The organism is Shewanella eurypsychrophilus (genome assembly GCF_007004545.3).
GTDB classification, from domain to species: domain Bacteria; phylum Pseudomonadota; class Gammaproteobacteria; order Enterobacterales; family Shewanellaceae; genus Shewanella; species Shewanella eurypsychrophilus.
Genome location: NZ_CP045503.2, coordinates 2706393 through 2723081 on the forward strand (window position 1 = coordinate 2706393; position 16689 = coordinate 2723081).

The 16689-nt window shown below is 43.9% G+C and carries 15 protein-coding genes; 11 read left to right on the forward strand and 4 right to left on the reverse strand.

Features of this window, described 5'->3' with window-relative positions; all coding sequences use genetic code 11:
• Positions 1-13 precede the first annotated feature (13 nt).
• The 10 genes from allB (at position 14) to FM038_RS11455 (ending at position 11117) form a co-directional block, all read left to right on the forward strand.
• The gene (allB, locus tag FM038_RS11410) at positions 14-1393 is read left to right on the forward strand and encodes an allantoinase AllB (protein ID WP_142871161.1); all 1380 of its coding nucleotides are present in this window, start codon (positions 14-16) and stop codon (positions 1391-1393) included.
• Positions 1394-1472: 79 nt separating this feature from the next.
• On the forward strand, positions 1473-2531 hold the full coding sequence (gene alc, locus FM038_RS11415; RefSeq protein WP_223293056.1) for an allantoicase: 1059 nt from the start codon (positions 1473-1475) through the stop codon (positions 2529-2531).
• A gap of 11 nt (positions 2532-2542) precedes the next feature.
• A complete protein-coding gene (gene uraD, locus FM038_RS11420) occupies positions 2543-3043 on the forward strand; it encodes a 2-oxo-4-hydroxy-4-carboxy-5-ureidoimidazoline decarboxylase (RefSeq protein WP_142871160.1) in 501 nt (166 codons plus the stop codon).
• Between the two features lie 10 nt (positions 3044-3053).
• A complete protein-coding gene (gene uraH / locus FM038_RS11425; protein WP_142871159.1) occupies positions 3054-3395 on the forward strand; it encodes a hydroxyisourate hydrolase in 342 nt (113 codons plus the stop codon).
• A gap of 63 nt (positions 3396-3458) precedes the next feature.
• On the forward strand, positions 3459-3980 hold the full coding sequence (locus FM038_RS11430; RefSeq protein ID WP_185965698.1) for an ureidoglycolate lyase: 522 nt from the start codon (positions 3459-3461) through the stop codon (positions 3978-3980).
• An 84-nt stretch (positions 3981-4064) separates the two neighbouring features.
• The gene (guaD, locus tag FM038_RS11435) at positions 4065-5351 is read left to right on the forward strand and encodes a guanine deaminase (RefSeq protein ID WP_142871158.1); all 1287 of its coding nucleotides are present in this window, start codon (positions 4065-4067) and stop codon (positions 5349-5351) included.
• Positions 5352-5417: 66 nt separating this feature from the next.
• Complete coding sequence (locus tag FM038_RS11440; protein WP_142871157.1) at positions 5418-6614, forward strand: urate hydroxylase PuuD; 1197 nt, start codon at positions 5418-5420, stop codon at positions 6612-6614.
• A gap of 203 nt (positions 6615-6817) precedes the next feature.
• Positions 6818-9007 carry a malate synthase G gene (locus FM038_RS11445; RefSeq protein ID WP_142871156.1) on the forward strand — a complete coding sequence of 730 codons (2190 nt, stop codon included), beginning with the start codon at positions 6818-6820 and terminating at the stop codon, positions 9005-9007.
• Between the two features lie 152 nt (positions 9008-9159).
• On the forward strand, positions 9160-9786 hold the full coding sequence (locus tag FM038_RS11450; protein WP_142871155.1) for a TetR/AcrR family transcriptional regulator: 627 nt from the start codon (positions 9160-9162) through the stop codon (positions 9784-9786).
• A 350-nt stretch (positions 9787-10136) separates the two neighbouring features.
• Positions 10137-11117, forward strand: a complete 981-nt coding sequence (locus FM038_RS11455; protein ID WP_142871154.1) for a transposase — start codon at positions 10137-10139, stop codon at positions 11115-11117.
• Between the two features lie 235 nt (positions 11118-11352).
• Here the strand turns inward: FM038_RS11455 and FM038_RS11460 are convergent, their stop codons facing one another.
• From FM038_RS11460 to bhcB, 4 genes are all read right to left on the reverse strand, one after another.
• Positions 11353-11802 carry a YtoQ family protein gene (locus tag FM038_RS11460; protein ID WP_142871153.1) on the reverse strand — a complete coding sequence of 150 codons (450 nt, stop codon included), beginning with the start codon at positions 11800-11802 and terminating at the stop codon, positions 11353-11355.
• 176 nt (positions 11803-11978) lie between these two features.
• Positions 11979-12977, reverse strand: a complete 999-nt coding sequence (gene bhcD / locus FM038_RS11465) for an iminosuccinate reductase BhcD (RefSeq protein WP_142871152.1) — start codon at positions 12975-12977, stop codon at positions 11979-11981.
• Between the two features lie 327 nt (positions 12978-13304).
• The gene (bhcC, locus tag FM038_RS11470; RefSeq protein WP_142871151.1) at positions 13305-14453 is read right to left on the reverse strand and encodes a 3-hydroxy-D-aspartate aldolase BhcC; all 1149 of its coding nucleotides are present in this window, start codon (positions 14451-14453) and stop codon (positions 13305-13307) included.
• A gap of 57 nt (positions 14454-14510) precedes the next feature.
• Positions 14511-15488 carry a beta-hydroxyaspartate dehydratase BhcB gene (gene bhcB / locus FM038_RS11475; RefSeq protein ID WP_142871150.1) on the reverse strand — a complete coding sequence of 326 codons (978 nt, stop codon included), beginning with the start codon at positions 15486-15488 and terminating at the stop codon, positions 14511-14513.
• Positions 15489-15852: 364 nt separating this feature from the next.
• Between bhcB and FM038_RS11480 the strand changes: the two genes are divergently transcribed.
• Positions 15853-16632, forward strand: a complete 780-nt coding sequence (locus FM038_RS11480; RefSeq protein WP_142871149.1) for an IclR family transcriptional regulator — start codon at positions 15853-15855, stop codon at positions 16630-16632.
• Positions 16633-16689 lie beyond the last annotated feature (57 nt).

The window sequence follows — 16689 nt, forward strand, 5'->3', positions numbered from 1 at the left end:
TAGGAGTCGCAAGGTGTCGCATTTTGCCTTACAGAGTAACAAGGTTATTTTAAATACCAGCCACAATAATCAGGTGAGCCATGAGATGCTTGCTGCCTGTATTGAGGTAAAAGACGAGCTGATTGTTGCCATTCACCCTTATGGACAAGCACTAGACTGCGAGGTTCTCGATTATGGCGACCGTGTCATTATGCCCGGTCTTGTCGACTCTCATGTGCACATTAATGAGCCGGGTCGCACTGAGTGGGAAGGCTTTAATACCGCCACTCAAGCTGCGGCAGCTGGCGGCATTACCGCACTGGTTGATATGCCACTGAACTGCATTCCTGTGACGACCACCAAAGCGGCATTTGAAGAGAAGCTTAACGCAGTCGATGACAAGTTATGGGTCGATTGTGGTTTTTGGGGTGGGGTTATTCCGCAAAATATCGGTGATCTGGACGAGCTGCTTAATGCTGGCGTGTTAGGCGTTAAGTCTTTCCTCATTGATTCAGGTATCGAAGAGTTTCCCAATGTGGAAGCGAAAGACATACGTGCAGCTATGCCTATCTTAGCAAAGCACGATGTGCCGTATCTTATCCATGCAGAAATCGATTGTGGTGGCTTTAATGATGTGGTTATTAATGACAAATATAATAGTTTTTTAGCATCTCGTCCTAAGAGCTGGGAAAATGAAGCTATTTCCTTAATGCTTGATATGGCTAGAGAATCAAAAGAGAAGGGCGATAACTGTAGAGTTCATATCGTCCATCTTTCATCGGATGAAGGGTTAGAATCCATTGCGACGGCTAAAAAAGAAGGTTTACGTTTTACCGCTGAAACCTGCCCGCATTATCTGACCATAGCATCAGAGAATATTCCCGATGGCAAAACCTTGTTCAAGTGTTGTCCACCCATCCGTGAAAACAGTAACCGTGAGCATTTATGGCAAGCCATAAGCGATGGTCGATTAGACTTTATCGTCTCAGATCACTCACCTTGTACCCCAGAGCTTAAACACATAGACAGTGGCGATATAGAAAAAGCATGGGGTGGAATTTCAGCGCTGCAGTTTGGTTTACCACTTATCTGGACCGAAGCTAAAGAACGCGGTTTCACCTTAGTAGACTTAACTCGCTTGATGTCGAGTGAAACGGCTAAGTTTGCTGGACTAGACAGCATTAAAGGCCAAATAAGTGTCGGGTTTCATGCCGATTTCTTAGTCTTTGATCCCGAGCACAGCTACACCATCACCAATGAGATGATCAAACATCGTCACAACATTACTCCCTACGCAGGGCGCACGGTAACGGGTCAAGTACAACACACGTTTGTACGTGGCCATCATGTTTACCAGCAAGATGAATTTATCAATGCACCCGTTGGGCGACCTTTACTTAAGGGACGACTGTAATACCAGTCGGTATAAGCGCTACAAGCATTTTTAAAGAATAACTAAATAACAACTAAATAAAGAACAGGAAGTCGAAGCTATGATGCTAGATATTGATACACAGCAACAAAACCAGTTAACAGGCGCAGCCCTTAAGCTTGAACAAAAATTTAAAGCCCAATATGTCGATCTGGCCAGCGAAGGCGTTGGCGGTGAAACGATCGCCTGTAGTGATGATTTTTTTGCCGAGATGGAAAACTTGATCAAGCCAGGTCGCGGGATCTTTATCGATGATAAGTTTACCGAACGCGGTAAGTGGATGGATGGCTGGGAATCTCGCCGTAGCTATGGTCGTGATAATGGCCGTGAATTCGACTGGTGTGTGATCAAGTTAGGCATAAAGGGTGTCATTCAAGGCCTGGATATCGATACCAACTATTTCCGCGGTAATGCACCAGAAGCGGTATCGGTTGAAGCATGTGTGAGTGAAGTTGAGCCTGATGCTGAAACGGTTTGGCATACAGTCCTTACCCAAACAGCTGTAGAGGCTCACAGCCAAAATATTTTTGAAATCAGCAATGATACTGCTTGGACCCATATCCGCTTTAACATGTTCCCAGATGGTGGCGTTGCACGCCTTCGCGTATACGGTGAAGCCGATGTGAATTGGGAACACTTTATTCCTGGTGAGTTAATCGATCTTGCTTACATTAAGAATGGCGGTAAAGCCCTGCTAGCCAGTGATATGTTCTTCAGTGATAAGAATAATCTGATAAGACCTGGCCGTGGTGTCAATATGGGTGATGGCTGGGAAACTAAGCGACGTCGTGACTTAGGTCCAGATTGGTCAATCGTCAAGTTGGCTTCTGAGGGCAGTATTAACAAGGTAGTTATCGATACGTGTCACTTTAAAGGCAACTTTCCCGATACCTTCTCATTAGAGGGAATGGTGTCAGACAGTGATGATTTCACCCATGGTCAACAGGAAGATAACTGGCAACCCATTATTGGACGCACAAAGTTAACAGCCCATCGTGAGCATCTTTTCATCAATGAGCTGTTAGCTACGAGCGAACAAACCTTTACCCACGTACGCCTCAATATATTCCCAGACGGCGGCATCTCTCGCATGCGTCTATTTGGTAAACGCAAAGGTTAACGGGTGCTGATATGAACTTAGAACAGTTAAATTGTTTATCAAACAGTGAAGCTACCCATGCCTTTATGCAGTGCTGCACTGCATCGAATTGGGTCAAGGCGATGGTCGATGCGCGGCCATTCGCCGATGATAAAGCATTGGCTAAAAGGGCAAACTCTGCCTGGTCTGATGCGGTTGAAGCGGATTTTATCGAGGCATTTGAAGGCCATCCGCAGATTGGTAATGTGGCGAGTCTAAGAGCAAAGTATGCAAATACTAAAGAGCTCGCCAGTGGTGAGCAAAGTTCAGTGAAGCAAGCTTCTGAGCAAGTCTTGGTCGATTTAGCCCAGGGCAATGCTGATTACCTTGAAAAATTTGGCTTTATATTTATCGTTTGTGCCACAGGTAAAAGTGCACAGCAGATGCTGGATTTGCTGCTCGCACGTTTGCCTAATGATAAGGCCACTGAACTTGCTAATGCTGCAGAAGAGCAGCGCAAGATCTTCCACCTAAGGTTAGATAAACTACTGTGAGTAATACATTATGAGTCAAATTACTACCCATGTACTGGACATCACGCGCGGCAGTCCTGCGCAAGAACTGCCTATTACACTGTCTGCTCACTCTGATGGTGCTTGGCATGAGTTAGCCTCGGGCGTCACTAATTCTGATGGACGCATTGCTGGTTTACTTGCCGATGAAGTGCAGCTTAAAGCGGGGATATATCGGATGCATTTTGATACCGGCAGTTACTTTAAGGCCAATAGCGAAAAGGGTTTTTATCCCTTTGTCGATATTGTATTTGAACTCGATGGTTCAAACAGTCATTACCATATCCCTTTGTTGCTTAGCGCATTTGGTTATTCAACCTATCGCGGCAGCTAACAGGGCTTAATCGTTTAACAGTAAAAGATGTTCCACAGGTAAAACAGCAGAATGGAAAAATTGATGACCGATAACGTACAAGTGATCAGCTCTAAGCTATTAACGCCTAGACCATTAACACAGGCGGCGTTCAGCGCCTATGGTGATGTGATTGAAGCCACCGCGGACAGTAATAACTTTGCTATTAACGATGGCCTGACTCAACGTTATCATGATTTAGCTAACGTCGATGTCAGCGATAATAATGGTCGTACCTTGATCAGTATTTTTCGCTCACAGCCGTTAGCACAACCCATTTCCATCGGCATGATGGAGCGTCACCCACAGGGTAGTCAGGCATTTATTCCTATGGGACAAAATGCCTATTTAGTGGTCGTGGCGCCTGCAGGTGAATTAGATGTCAGTCACATTGAAGTGTTTATCGCCAATTCAGATCAAGGCGTTAATTACCATAAAGGGACTTGGCATCACTTCTGTCTAGCATTAGGAGGTGAAAGCGATTTTCTCGTGGTGGACAGAGGAGGTGAGGGGGACAACTGCGACGTAGTGAAGTTAGATGGCTCACTCTTAATCACGCAAAGTTAAACCGATAATACCAATCAATATTGGTACTTCTATCATAGTTAAATAATAAAACTCAAATAATACGATGATAAAAAGGTAAATAACATGTTGAAAGTATACCGGGGAGAAATTCTGCATTTTTTGGCTGACCCTGCCAAAGTTGCTCTTGAAGAGAGTTATCAGCATATTGAAGATGGGCTGTTAATCATTGAGGATGGATTGATACAACAGGTGGGGGATGCAAGTGTATTGCTACCCACATTAGATCAGTCCATCGAAGTGATCCACTATGAAAATGGCTTAATCATGCCTGGTTTTATCGATACCCATGTGCATTACCCGCAAACAGAGATGATCGCCTCTTATGGTGAACAGTTACTCGAATGGTTAGAGAATTATACGTTCCCTTTTGAGCGCCAATTTGAAGATCTAGAGCATGGGAAAAATGTGGCTGAGTTCTTTTTAACTCAGTTATTAGACGCTGGAACAACGACTGCATTAGTGTTTGGCACGGTACACAAAGAATCGGTTGAAGCCTTCTTCACCGTGGCACAGCAGAAAAAACTGCGTATGATCTGTGGCAAAGTATTAATGGACCAAAACTGCCCTGATTACTTATCAGACACGGCGCAATCGGGATATGACGACAGCAAAGCACTGATTGAAAAGTGGCATAAAACTGATCGTTTACAATATGCCATCACGCCAAGATTTGCTCCAACTTGTTCTCCCGAACAGCTCAACAAAGCTGGCCAACTGCTAGCAGAAAACCCGAGTGTATATCTTCACACCCATATTAGTGAAAACACCGATGAAATCGCCTGGGTTAAAGAACTCTTTCCTGACAGTAAAAGCTACCTAGACGTGTATGACCAGAGCAACTTGCTCGGTCGTCGCAGTATTTTTGCCCACGGCGTCCATCTGCATGATGAGGAGTGCCAACGTCTAGGTGAAACCCAATCAGCAATCGCTTTTTGCCCAAGTTCTAATCTATTTCTAGGCAGTGGTTTATTTAACCTGCAACAAGCACAAAAGTATGATGTCAATGTCGGTTATGGCTCAGATATCGGTGCAGGTACCACCTTCTCGATGTTAAGCACCATTAATGAAGGCTATAAGACCCAGCAACTGCGTGCACAGAAATTGAGCCCATTTCAATCCTTCTTTCTGGCGACATTAGGTGGGGCAAGGGCATTAGATCTAGAAGGTACGATTGGTAATTTTACTAAAGGGGCTGAAGCCGATTTTATCGTACTCGATTATCACGCTACCCCTCTGATGGATAGACGAATGCAGCATTGTACTTGTTTGTCTGAAAAGCTATTTATTCTAAGCATGTTAGGCGATGAGCGTCATGTAAAAGCGACGCATATTATGGGTGAACGCGTGTAGGCGTTATTGCTGTAATAAATTAAAACTTAATAACTAAAACTATAAATTATAAAATTAAGGAAGATTATGGATCCCTATATTAATGAGTGGTTAAACTTAATCATTCGCTTCGCTCACGTGATCACAGGTATTGCCTGGATTGGTGCATCGTTTTACTTCGTCTGGTTAGATAACCATCTCGAAAAGCCCCCTCAATGGAAAGCCGATAAAGGCATTGGTGGTGATCTCTGGGCCATTCATGGTGGTGGTTTTTATGAGGTCGCAAAATATAAGCTGGCACCACCTCAGATGCCAACCACTTTACACTGGTTTAAATGGGAAGCGTATACCACCTGGTTAACAGGTTTCCTATTGTTATCATTGATGTTTTACGTGGGCGCCGAATCCTATTTGATTGACAGGCGCATTGCAGATCTTAGCCAGGTCCAAGCGATTGCGATAGGTATTGGGGCGATTGCTGTCGGTTTTGGTAGCTACGAGATTTTGGTCCGTACTAAATTAAGAGAGCACGGCATTCTTCTGGGCATTATCTTATTGATCGTCGGTACGGCTTTATCTTACGGACTAACCCAAGTATTTAGTGCCCGTGGAGCCTACATGCATATGGGCGCCATTATCGGTACCATTATGGCGGGTAACGTGTTTTTTGGCATTATGCCTTCGCAACGCGCCTTAGTTAAAGCGGTAGAAGAGGGCACGACTCCAGATCCCATCTATGGACTAAATGCTAAAGTGCGCTCGACGCACAATACTTATACCACGCTGCCGATCATCTTCATTATGATCTCTAACCACTACCCAATGACCTATAACCACAGTGCGAACTGGCTCGTCCTTATGGGGATTATCTTAATTACCGCAGCGGTACGTCAGTACTTCGTGTTACGTCATTTTGGCAAGCATAAGCCATTGATTTTGGCCGGCAGTGCACTTGCAGCTATCGCCCTTGCTGTTGCCATTTCGCCCACCCCCACTGAATTAACCGAAGCGCAAAAGACACAAACGGTTAACCTTGAGCAAGTTAAACAGATTATTGAGCAACGTTGTAGCAGTTGTCACTCCGATGCGCCAACCGATGATGTGTTTACCATCGCGCCAGCTGGCATTGTATTTTCAGATGAAGCTAGCATAACCCAATGGGCACCGCGTATTCAGGCTCGTGTGATAGATGCTAAAGACATGCCATTTATGAATAAAACTCAGATGACAGAGGAAGAGAGAACGACCTTAGCTATCTGGCTGGCGGATACAAGTCGCCAGTAATTCGAAGCTGTGCTTATTCTGATCTATGGTCAAGGTTCACTTGCCAAAAGGTAATCAAAAGCCTCACTAAGCGAGACTTTTGAGCTTGATATTGACTCGATAGTCTAAAAAAAGCATTAATAGGTCTAGCATTAAAAATAATAAATATAACAGAAAGTTGAACCGATTTTGTTCAGTAATCGATTAAGGTAATGGGTTGTAATATGAATAAACGAGTAATGAAGCATGGCTATAAAGTCGCCGAAAGTTTGTATAACTTTGTCGAGCATGAAGTATTGCCTGGGACTGGTATCGATGCTGAAAATTTTTGGCAGTCATTGGCTGATATATTTACTGAGTTCACCCCGAAAAACCAGCAACTACTCGCTACCCGTGTTCACTTTCAAAAGCAAATTGATGCATGGCATTTAGATAAAAATAATCAGCCGTTTAGCCAAGAGAAGTATCAAGCGTTTTTAGTCGACATTGGCTATATCGTGGCAGAAAAAGAAGATTTTTCTATCACGACGACTTATGTCGACGAAGAGGTTGGTACAGTGGCTGGGCCGCAACTCGTGGTGCCACTAATGAATGCCCGCTTTGCTTTGAATGCGGCAAATGCTCGCTGGGGCAGTTTATATGATGCTCTGTATGGCACTGACGTGATCAGTGATGATCATGGAGCTGAGATCACTAAAAGCTATAATCCTGTGCGCGGCGCAAAAGTACAAGCCTATGCACGACAATTTCTCGATGGCGTGATCCCATTAACCCATGGTAGCCATAACGATGTGATTAGCTACCAAATTGCTGGTGCAAAATTGGTAGTTAATTTGCAAACCGGTGAGCAGGTTAGCTTAGTTGAGCCAGAAAAATTTATTGCATTCAACGGGGATGAACAAAACCCGAGTGCGCTGTTATTTAAGAACCATGGCCTGCATGTAGAAATTAAGATAGACCCGAGTATGCCAGTGGCTAAAACTGATCCTGCATCGGTGGCTGACATTATTTTAGAGTCAGCGCTCAGTGTCATTCAAGATTGCGAAGACTCAATCTCGGCAGTAGATGCTGAAGATAAAACGGCGGTCTATCGTAACTGGTTAGGCTTGATGAAAGGTGATTTAAGTGAAACCTTACAAAAGAAAGGCAAATCGATTACCCGCACCTTAAACCCTGATAGACAATATAAAACGTTAGATAATGAAGCCTTGATCCTACCGGGGCGCAGTTTGCTATTTGTACGCAATGTCGGGCATCTAATGACCAACGATGCTGTCTTGACTCAGCACAATGAGCAAGTCCCTGAAGGGATCTTAGACGGGCTAATTACCACGCTTATCTCATTACACGATCTAAAAGGTAACTCTGCCTATAAAAATTCCCGCCAAGGGAGTGTCTATATTGTTAAGCCTAAGATGCACGGCCCTGATGAAGTAGCATTTAGTAATGCGCTGTTTACCCGTATTGAAGGGTGTTTAGGTTTGGCAACCAATACCATCAAAATGGGGATCATGGATGAAGAGCGTCGTACCTCGGTTAACTTAAAAGAGTGCATTCGCGCCAGTAAAGAAAGAGTTGCCTTTATTAACACAGGCTTTTTAGATAGAACCGGTGATGAGATCCATACCAGCATGTACGCAGGCCCTATGGTACGAAAAGAGCTGATGAAAAATGAAGCGTGGATCAGTGCTTATGAAAACCGCAATGTACGCATTGGCTTGCAAGCTGGATTTAAAGGCAAGGCGCAGATAGGTAAAGGAATGTGGGCGATACCCGATGAGATGGCCAATATGGTTGAAACCAAGATTGGTCATCCAAAATCTGGTGCAAATTGTGCCTGGGTACCGTCACCAACGGCAGCGACGCTGCATGTGTTGCATTACCATCAAGTGAACGTTAACCATGTGCAAGACAACAAGCTTAAGCAGTTTTCAGCTGAAACTTGTGACAGTGAATTAAGCGCTCTGCTAACCATACCGTTATTGAGTCATGCAACTGAATTGACTGCCAATGAAATTCAAAATGAATTAGATAACAATATTCAAGGCTTGCTGGGATATGTGGTTCGTTGGATAGATCAAGGCACAGGTTGTTCAAAAGTACCTGATATTAATAACGTCGGGCGTATGGAAGACAGAGCCACGTTACGAATTTCTAGTCAGCACATCTGTAATTGGCTCCATCATGGATTGTTAACAAGTGAGCAGGTTATCGCATCTTTACAAAAGATGGCCCAAGTGGTCGATAGACAAAATATCACCGATTCAAGCTATGAACCTATGGCAACAAACTTTGATACCAATATAGCGTTTAATGCGGCAATGGATTTGATTTTTAAAGGGAAAGAGCAACCAAGTGGCTATACCGAGCCGCTATTGCATCAAAGAAGAATTGAAGTAAAGGCTCTAAATTAATGTAAGAAGTTGGATATAGATACCATTTTTCATGGTTGAAAAGAGGTAACTTTTATTATCTAATTAACGAAAAATCAGTGACATGCTTTCATGTTGCTGATTTTATCTTTTAATATACATTAATACAGAGTTAACTTTTACAGGGAATTATAGTGGCAAAAGCTAAAGGGTCAGAAGGCAATATTCGACAAAAGAATAAGGCGGTTATTTTCAATGCTGCTAAGAAAGAGTTTGTCACCTACGGCTTTAAAGGTGCATCTATTAAGCGAATCGCCGAACGAGCCAATATTGCCAGGGCAAATATTCATTATTATTTTCAAGATAAAACTGATCTGTATCAGCAACTGCTAAGTAACATCATCGACGTGTGGAACAGAGAGTACGATACTTTGACTGTCGATAAAGAGCCAAAAGAAGCACTTAGTGCTTATATTCGTGCAAAAGTTATGCATTCTAAAGACGATCCTGATTCATCAAGGATCTTCGCTAGTGAATTGATCCATGGCGCCCCAGTATTAAATGACTACCTCAATGGCGATTTCAGAGAATGGTTAGAAAGCCAAGTAAGCGTCATTGAAGCTTGGATCGATCAAGGCTTAATCGATAAGGTTAATCCGCATCACCTGCTATTTCTTATTTGGAGTTCTACCCAGCATTACGCAGATTTTAATGTGCAGGTTGTTGCCGCGTTAGATAAAGAGTCAATGACTGACGATGACTTTGAAGATGTTGTCACCTCGCTGACTCAGATCATCCTCAAAGGTTGTGGGATCAAGTAAGAAGTGCGTTTCGAATACGCAAGCTCACTTCTGAGGACGGCAACAATTCGGCTTTGAGCTTCTGGAGCGTTTCGTTACCAGAACGTTCGCAAGCTTCTAATGAAGCTTAATTTTTTTGCTTCATTTTGCTTCATTTTGCTTCGTTTTTTTCGTTCGCTTCATTTTGCTGATATATCATTGGGTAGCATTTTGAAGGTTAGACCTTCAAGGCTACCAAATCTTCTCTGATTTGGTAGCTCGAAACCGCATCGAAACAGAATATTCCCCCTTCAACATAGCCACCCATAATTCCAGCCGCTTTCTCAAGCACCAACTAAGCTTAAAGTAGTCGCACTTGCATTGAGGTTGTTATGGCTAGACCCAGAAGCACATTAGTCAGTATCGAAGATACACCGTTTTACCACTGTATTTCGAAATGTGTGCGGCAATCCTGGCTCACAGGAGTCGATAAATTTACCGGAAAGTCATATGAGCATCGTCGAGATTGGGTTGAATCAAGAATTCTTGAGTTAGCCGAAGTGTTTGCGATAGATGTAGCAGCTTATGCTGTAATGTCTAACCATCTGCACTTGGTATTGAGAGTCGATATCTTTGAAGCTAATTCATGGACAGATAGAGAGGTGGTAGAGCACTGGCATCAACTGTTCAAAGGCTCTGACATTACTCAGAAGTTTGCTCAAGGAGAGTTAATTGAAAGCTTTGAGGTTGCAGGTCTAAAACACTCTATTGCTCAGTATCGAAGTCGGCTTAGTGATATTAGTTGGTTTATGCGCGCATTGAATGAACCGATTGCCAGGAGAGCGAATAAAGAGGATGGTTGTACTGGGCGATTTTGGGAGGGACGCTTCAAATCCCAAGCTTTATTGGATGAAACTGCGGTTCTGGCTTGTATGGCCTATGTTGACCTCAACCCAATTCGAGCCAAGGTGGCTGAGGCCCCTGAAACCTCTGATTTCACCAGTATTAAAAAACGCATCAAAGCAGCAAGAAAGGGAGAGCAACCCGAAGCACTTTTACCCTTTATTGGCAATGAGCGAAAAGAGATGGTTAAAGGACTCATGTTCAGCGCTAAAGATTACCTGCAATTGGTTGATGAAACAGGACGAATAATCAGAGCCGATAAACGAGGCGCTATTAGCCCAGATTCACAAAAAATACTCAATAGACTCAATATCCCTCAGGAAAACTGGCTGAAACTCACCACCGAATTTAGCCGCTTGTTTAAAGGGCCAGTCGGTACAGTTCAAGAGTTAGGTGTCTATTGCGAGCACTTAGAGCGAAAACGCAGACAAGGGGCAGCTAATTGCCAGAGGTGGCTCTGCAGCAGTTAACAAACCGTTAATGACTTAATAAACGGTACAACTTAAGATAAATAGCAGACCGAATCGAAATTCGGTCTTTTGGCTGCCTTAATCTAAGTGAGTCACCTTGTCATTTATCGATTTTCATCCATTTAGCTTTTACCTAGGCACATTTACCTACAAATATCTCAATCTTAACACTCCTCCCGACAAATCAGATGAAGTGGCAAATCATGGATATGTAAAATGGGTGGCTATGTTTATCTTACTTCAACAAATAGGTTAGCGTCTCAACCACTTGATCAACATTTGTCGCCCAAGCATGTGCTGCGGCGTCTACTTCTTTGAGGGGGTGGATGATATCTTCACTGTGCAGAGTGATGTAGGGTTTGCTGAGTGCAGCACAGTAGCCTGCATCAAAAGCGGCATTCCACTGTTTGTATTTGTCGCCAAAACGGATAATGGCGATATCACAAGCTTCAATCATGGTTTTGGTTCTAATCGCATTCACTTTTGCTGAGCGATGATCGCGCCAAAAACCTTGGCCTTCATCAGTATTGGCTTGCTTGAGTTGATCGCCGGCGCTGTCGCTCTGGTCGTGATCGGTAACGGCTGATGAGAAGACGATATTCAGATCGAGTTTCTGACAGGCTTGAATGATCTGCGCACGCCAATCGCTGTGGATCTCTCCAGAGAGGTAAACATTTAATTGCATCTTGACTCCTATGCTTTGATTTTTGTTTAGTTGTTATTTTTTTTAAGCACTGCGTGTTTCTTTTGCTCGTACTAACACTCGATCTGGATCAGATAAATCCAGTAACGAGAGTACCTGCAAAACAGGTAATTCTCTAGCCATCTTTAATGCTAAGGGGATATAAAGATGGCTTAGCATTAAAGATTGAAATAGCTCGCGAGCCCTTGCTCTTCGGCGAGTTTCGCCGCGACGGAAGCGACGGCTAAATCTTGCAGCCCTACACCGGTGCCATCGAATAGGGTGATCTCATCATCACTTGTACGTCCAATTTGAGTACCATTGATGACTTCTCCGATGGGAATGATGTCTGCTTGGTTAATTAAACCTGCCTTGATAGCATGCTGCGCTTCACCTAAGGTAATTGACTGAGCTAGCTCGTCGGTAAACACTCTCGCTGATGCAAAAATATTGGCATCAACTTCCTGTTTCCCTATGGTATCAGTGCCCATACAGGCGATATGAGTACCAGGTTTTATCCAGTTGGTATCAATTAAGGCTTCAAATGCAGAGGTGATGGTAATGATCACATCTGCCTGAGCACACAGGACTTCACGGCTAACAGATTCAAATGGGAGCGATAATTCATCACATATCACGGCCAGCCTGGTTAAGTTTTCTGGCTCCTTGTTCCATGCGATCACCTTTTCAAAATCACGCTGTTCTAATGCGGCGCGCAGTTGGAATGTTGACTGATGGCCAGCGCCAATAAGCCCCAGTACTTTTGAATCATGTCTTGCTAAATGGGCAATAGAAACGGCTGATGAGGCAGCGGTACGAATTGCAGTTAAATAGTTACCGCCTACCAGCGAGCGTAACTTACCCGTGTCGGGGTCAAACAAGATCACTGTCGACTGATGGTTAGTCAGATCTTTTTGAATATTCCCAGGCCAATACCCGCCAGACTTTAGTCCCAACACCATACCGTCACGGTCAAAGCCTGATTTAAAACCATATAGCGCATCAGCGTGGCCGATGGCTTCGCGGATAACAGGGAAGTTATAAGCACTGTTTTTAGCCATGGCGGAAAACACGTTTTCTACTGCACTAAAGGCCTCTGTGCGGCCCATGATCTGTTGACACACAGCTTCAGAGACAACACTGACGCCTTTACTGGTATTTTGGTTTGAATTAGTCATCGAATACTTCCTAAATTATGGGGAAACCCTGGTTTGCATATAAGGGTGAATTAAGGCTTTTATGTTAAAACTGACGTTATCTCTGTATAGATGGAAAAAGCTCCCACAGGCGAGTCTAAAAGGCGGTCATACTTCAAGAATGCACCGGTTTACACAGGAGCAAAGCGTAGCTGGGAACTAATACCAATTGGTATATGAAGCAATGGAAAACCTTTTACACTCGCACAGTGAGAGAAACGTGAAACTGTTTAATGTTACTTATCCATCTATTTAACCGTTTATCGGTTGTGTTACCTTTTTGTCATCATCAGCCTTAAAGTGTGAGGCTTAGTAAGCTTTACCACGGGCAGAAATTGGCCATAGTGTTTCAACTTTACCGTTGCGCACTCCGACATAGTAATCATGAACATTACAGGTTGGATCGCAGTGACCCGGTACTAGCTTAAGCTTGTCGTTGATTTTTAGTGCGCCATTAGGATCTGAGATAACCCCGTGCTCATCAGAACATTTAATGTATTCAACATCATCACGACCGAAGATATAAGGTAAGCCACTGTCGACCGATTGCGCTTTAAGCCCTGCATCACAAATCGCTTTGTCTGTTTTGGTATGGCTCATCACAGAGGTTAAGATGAAAAGCGAGTTTTCAAATTCAGAGATTTTTTTGCCGTCTTTATCATGAATACGTTGATAATCAGCGTCCATAAAGGCGTAAGAGCCACACTGTAGTTCATTGAAGACTCCAGAGCTGCCTTCAAAGTAGTAGGAGCCTGTTCCGCCGCCACCAACGATGTCACACTCTAGACCTTCAGCTTTTAGCATTTCAATCGTGCGAGCAACCATGTTGCAGGCGATATCAATTTTCTCTTTTCGCTCAAGAAAATTTTCCATGTGCTGCATCGCACCTTGATACGCCTGAATACCCGCAAACTTAAGTCCAGGTGTCGCTGCAATAGCTTTGGCGATATCAACAACAGGTTGACCTTCAGATACACCACAACGACCTGCGCCGCAATCTATCTCAACCAGACACTCGATTTCAGTATTATGCTTCTTAACGGCCGCGGCTAGCTCGGCAACATTATCAATATCATCAACACAACAAAGCGTACGGGCACCCAATTTAGGTAGACGGGCTAAACGGTCAATTTTTGCAGGATCTCGTACTTGGTTTGAAACCAACACATCTTTAATGCCTCCGCGAGCAAATACTTCTGCTTCAGATACCTTTTGACAACACACGCCGCAGCTATCACCGAGTTGTTCTTGCAATAGGGCGATATCGACAGATTTATGCATCTTGCCATGGACGCGGTGACGAACACCCATCTCTTTAGCAAGTTGTCCCATCGTTTTTATATTGCGCTCTAGTGCATCAAGATCAACCACTAAGCAAGGTGTTTGGATATCCGCTTCATCCATTCCGGGCAGTGCAGGTACGTCATAACCCACTTCTAAATCATTTGTTAGTGTCATGTTTATCTCCAAACATCAATTGTTATTAATATACTGATAGGTTCTAGGTTCTAGGTTCTAGTTGTTCATCCAAGGGAGCTTATCTAAATCGACATTGCCGCCAGTGATAATGATCCCAACACGCTTGCCTTTGAACAGTTCTGGGTTCTTCAAAATTGTGGCGAGGGTCACGGCGCTGCTTGGCTCGATAACGAGCTTCATACGCAACCAAACCAGTTTCATCGCCGCGACAATTTCATCTTCGGTGGCCGTTAAAATATCGGTTACATGGTTTTTCACAAAGTGCCAAGTCAGGTCTTTTAAGGGGACTTTTAGCCCATCGGCGACGGTATTAGGGGCATCGTCGGCAATAATGTACCCAGCTCTAAAAGAACGGGCTGCATCATCAGCATTAAGCGGCTCTGCGGCATATATTTTTACATCGGGGGCGATTGTCGATAAGGTTAAACAAGTGCCAGAGATCATGCCGCCTCCACCGATAGGGGCGATGACAATATCGAGGTTATCGACTTGATCAATTAACTCTTTCGAGCAAGTCGCCTGACCGGCTATCACCCGTGGATCGTTATAAGGGTGAACAAAATCAGCACCTGATTTGGCCACCACTTGTTCGAACACCGCTTCACGTGAGCTAGTAGAAGGTTCACATTCGACAATGGTGCCGCCATAACCGATAACAGCATCTTTTTTTGCCTGAGGCGCGGTGCGTGGCATGACTACGGTAGCGGCTATGCCACGTTGTCCAGCGGCGTACGATAATGACAGCGCATGGTTACCCGATGAGTGAGTTGCGACGCCAATCTTGGCTTTCTCTTCGCTTAACCCAAACACTGCGTTACATGCGCCACGTACCTTGAATGCGGCGGCTTTCTGTAAATTTTCACATTTAAAGAACAGCTCTGCACCCGTTAATTCGTTTAAAAACCGAGAGGTGAGTACTGGGGTCTTATGGATGTAAGGCTTAATACGTTCATGGGCGATTAGCACATCCGCATAAGTTGGAATGGTCATGGTTGGATTGGTTGTACGGGTCATATTTTCCTCTCAATACTCATTGTGCTAACGCTAAATTCAATTTCACTGTATGGAATATAATCATCCCTCGCAATGCATTTGGATTTCACAATGCGGAATCAAAGGTGCTTTTTTTAGCTGTTTACTGCTGTATTGTTACGGTAAATCAGCAGTTATCTTAAAGTGACTTGATGAATGATGGGGTTTTCATAATATGGAATATGACTGTATTTGCAGTATTAGCTTGTTTGATTTACGGCTCGTTTTCGAATAAGCAGGGATATGTTGTGCGCTTAGGCCTGGATATGTTGACCGTCATTGTTAACTAGAGTTAGGCTAACCACCTGATGTTAAAACAACCAAGAAAGATCAGCAGGCCCTGAATATGAAAAAAGAAAAACCAGAATCAAGAATCCAAGTGATAGACAGAGCTGCGACCTTGCTCGACGCCATCTCTCGCTATTCGATGCCAGTGACCTTGAAAGCGTTAAGCGCTGATACAAATTTAGCGCCATCGACGGCTTTTCGAATTTTGCATTCGTTAATCGATAATCGTTTTGTCGATAGGGACGCTGCTGGTAGATATTTATTAAGTGGCAGATTAATCAGGCTCAGTAATAACCCCAATACCAACATCGACTTTAGAAAAGTAGCGATCCCGTACATGGAAAAGTTACGCGATAAGTTTGGTGAAACGATCAACCTCACCACACGTGAAGGCGATGTGGTGATCTACGTTGAGAAAGCCATACCCAATAGAATGATGCATGTCCAACAGATCATCGGTAGCCGTGCACCCTTACATGTCACTGGTGTAGGAAAAATGATGTTGGGCATGGAAGGGGAAGAGGGGATAACGGGTTATGCTCAGCGGACGAATTTACCGACGTATACTCGCAAAACATTTTCACGTTTAGATACGCTAATTACTGAGTGTGTTGGCTGCGCCAAGCAGGGCTTTGCTTTTGATAACGAAGAAGCAGAGATGGGTGTCGGTTGTATCGGGGTGTTACTTCACGATCGGTATGGCGAAGTCGTGGCTGGCCTGTCTGTTTCTGCCCCTATTGAACGACGAAAAGATGAGTGGCTAGACGATTTAATTGCAACAGGGAAAGCAATCTCTGCCGAATTGGGCTTTATCGAGAGTAAGGCCATAGCGGTATAACAGTTAAAATAAACGATCCAAAATGAAAGAGTTATGGATATTAACCATATATAAATA

Bases quoted from the DNA above. Each gene is read 5' to 3' on its own strand.
- alc (WP_223293056.1), top strand. From the start codon at position 1,473: ATGATGCTAGATATTGATACACAGCAACAAAACCAGTTAACAGGCGCA.
- uraD (WP_142871160.1), top strand. From the start codon at position 2,543: ATGAACTTAGAACAGTTAAATTGTTTATCAAACAGTGAAGCTACCCAT.
- uraH (WP_142871159.1), top strand. From the start codon at position 3,054: ATGAGTCAAATTACTACCCATGTACTGGACATCACGCGCGGCAGTCCT.
- FM038_RS11430 (WP_185965698.1), top strand. From the start codon at position 3,459: ATGACCGATAACGTACAAGTGATCAGCTCTAAGCTATTAACGCCTAGA.
- guaD (WP_142871158.1), top strand. From the start codon at position 4,065: ATGTTGAAAGTATACCGGGGAGAAATTCTGCATTTTTTGGCTGACCCT.
- FM038_RS11440 (WP_142871157.1), top strand. From the start codon at position 5,418: ATGGATCCCTATATTAATGAGTGGTTAAACTTAATCATTCGCTTCGCT.
- FM038_RS11445 (WP_142871156.1), top strand. From the start codon at position 6,818: ATGAATAAACGAGTAATGAAGCATGGCTATAAAGTCGCCGAAAGTTTG.
- FM038_RS11455 (WP_142871154.1), top strand. From the start codon at position 10,137: ATGGCTAGACCCAGAAGCACATTAGTCAGTATCGAAGATACACCGTTT.
- FM038_RS11460 (WP_142871153.1), bottom strand. From the start codon at position 11,802: ATGCAATTAAATGTTTACCTCTCTGGAGAGATCCACAGCGATTGGCGT.
- bhcD (WP_142871152.1), bottom strand. From the start codon at position 12,977: ATGACTAATTCAAACCAAAATACCAGTAAAGGCGTCAGTGTTGTCTCT.
- bhcC (WP_142871151.1), bottom strand. From the start codon at position 14,453: ATGACACTAACAAATGATTTAGAAGTGGGTTATGACGTACCTGCACTG.
- bhcB (WP_142871150.1), bottom strand. From the start codon at position 15,488: ATGACCCGTACAACCAATCCAACCATGACCATTCCAACTTATGCGGAT.
- FM038_RS11480 (WP_142871149.1), top strand. From the start codon at position 15,853: ATGAAAAAAGAAAAACCAGAATCAAGAATCCAAGTGATAGACAGAGCT.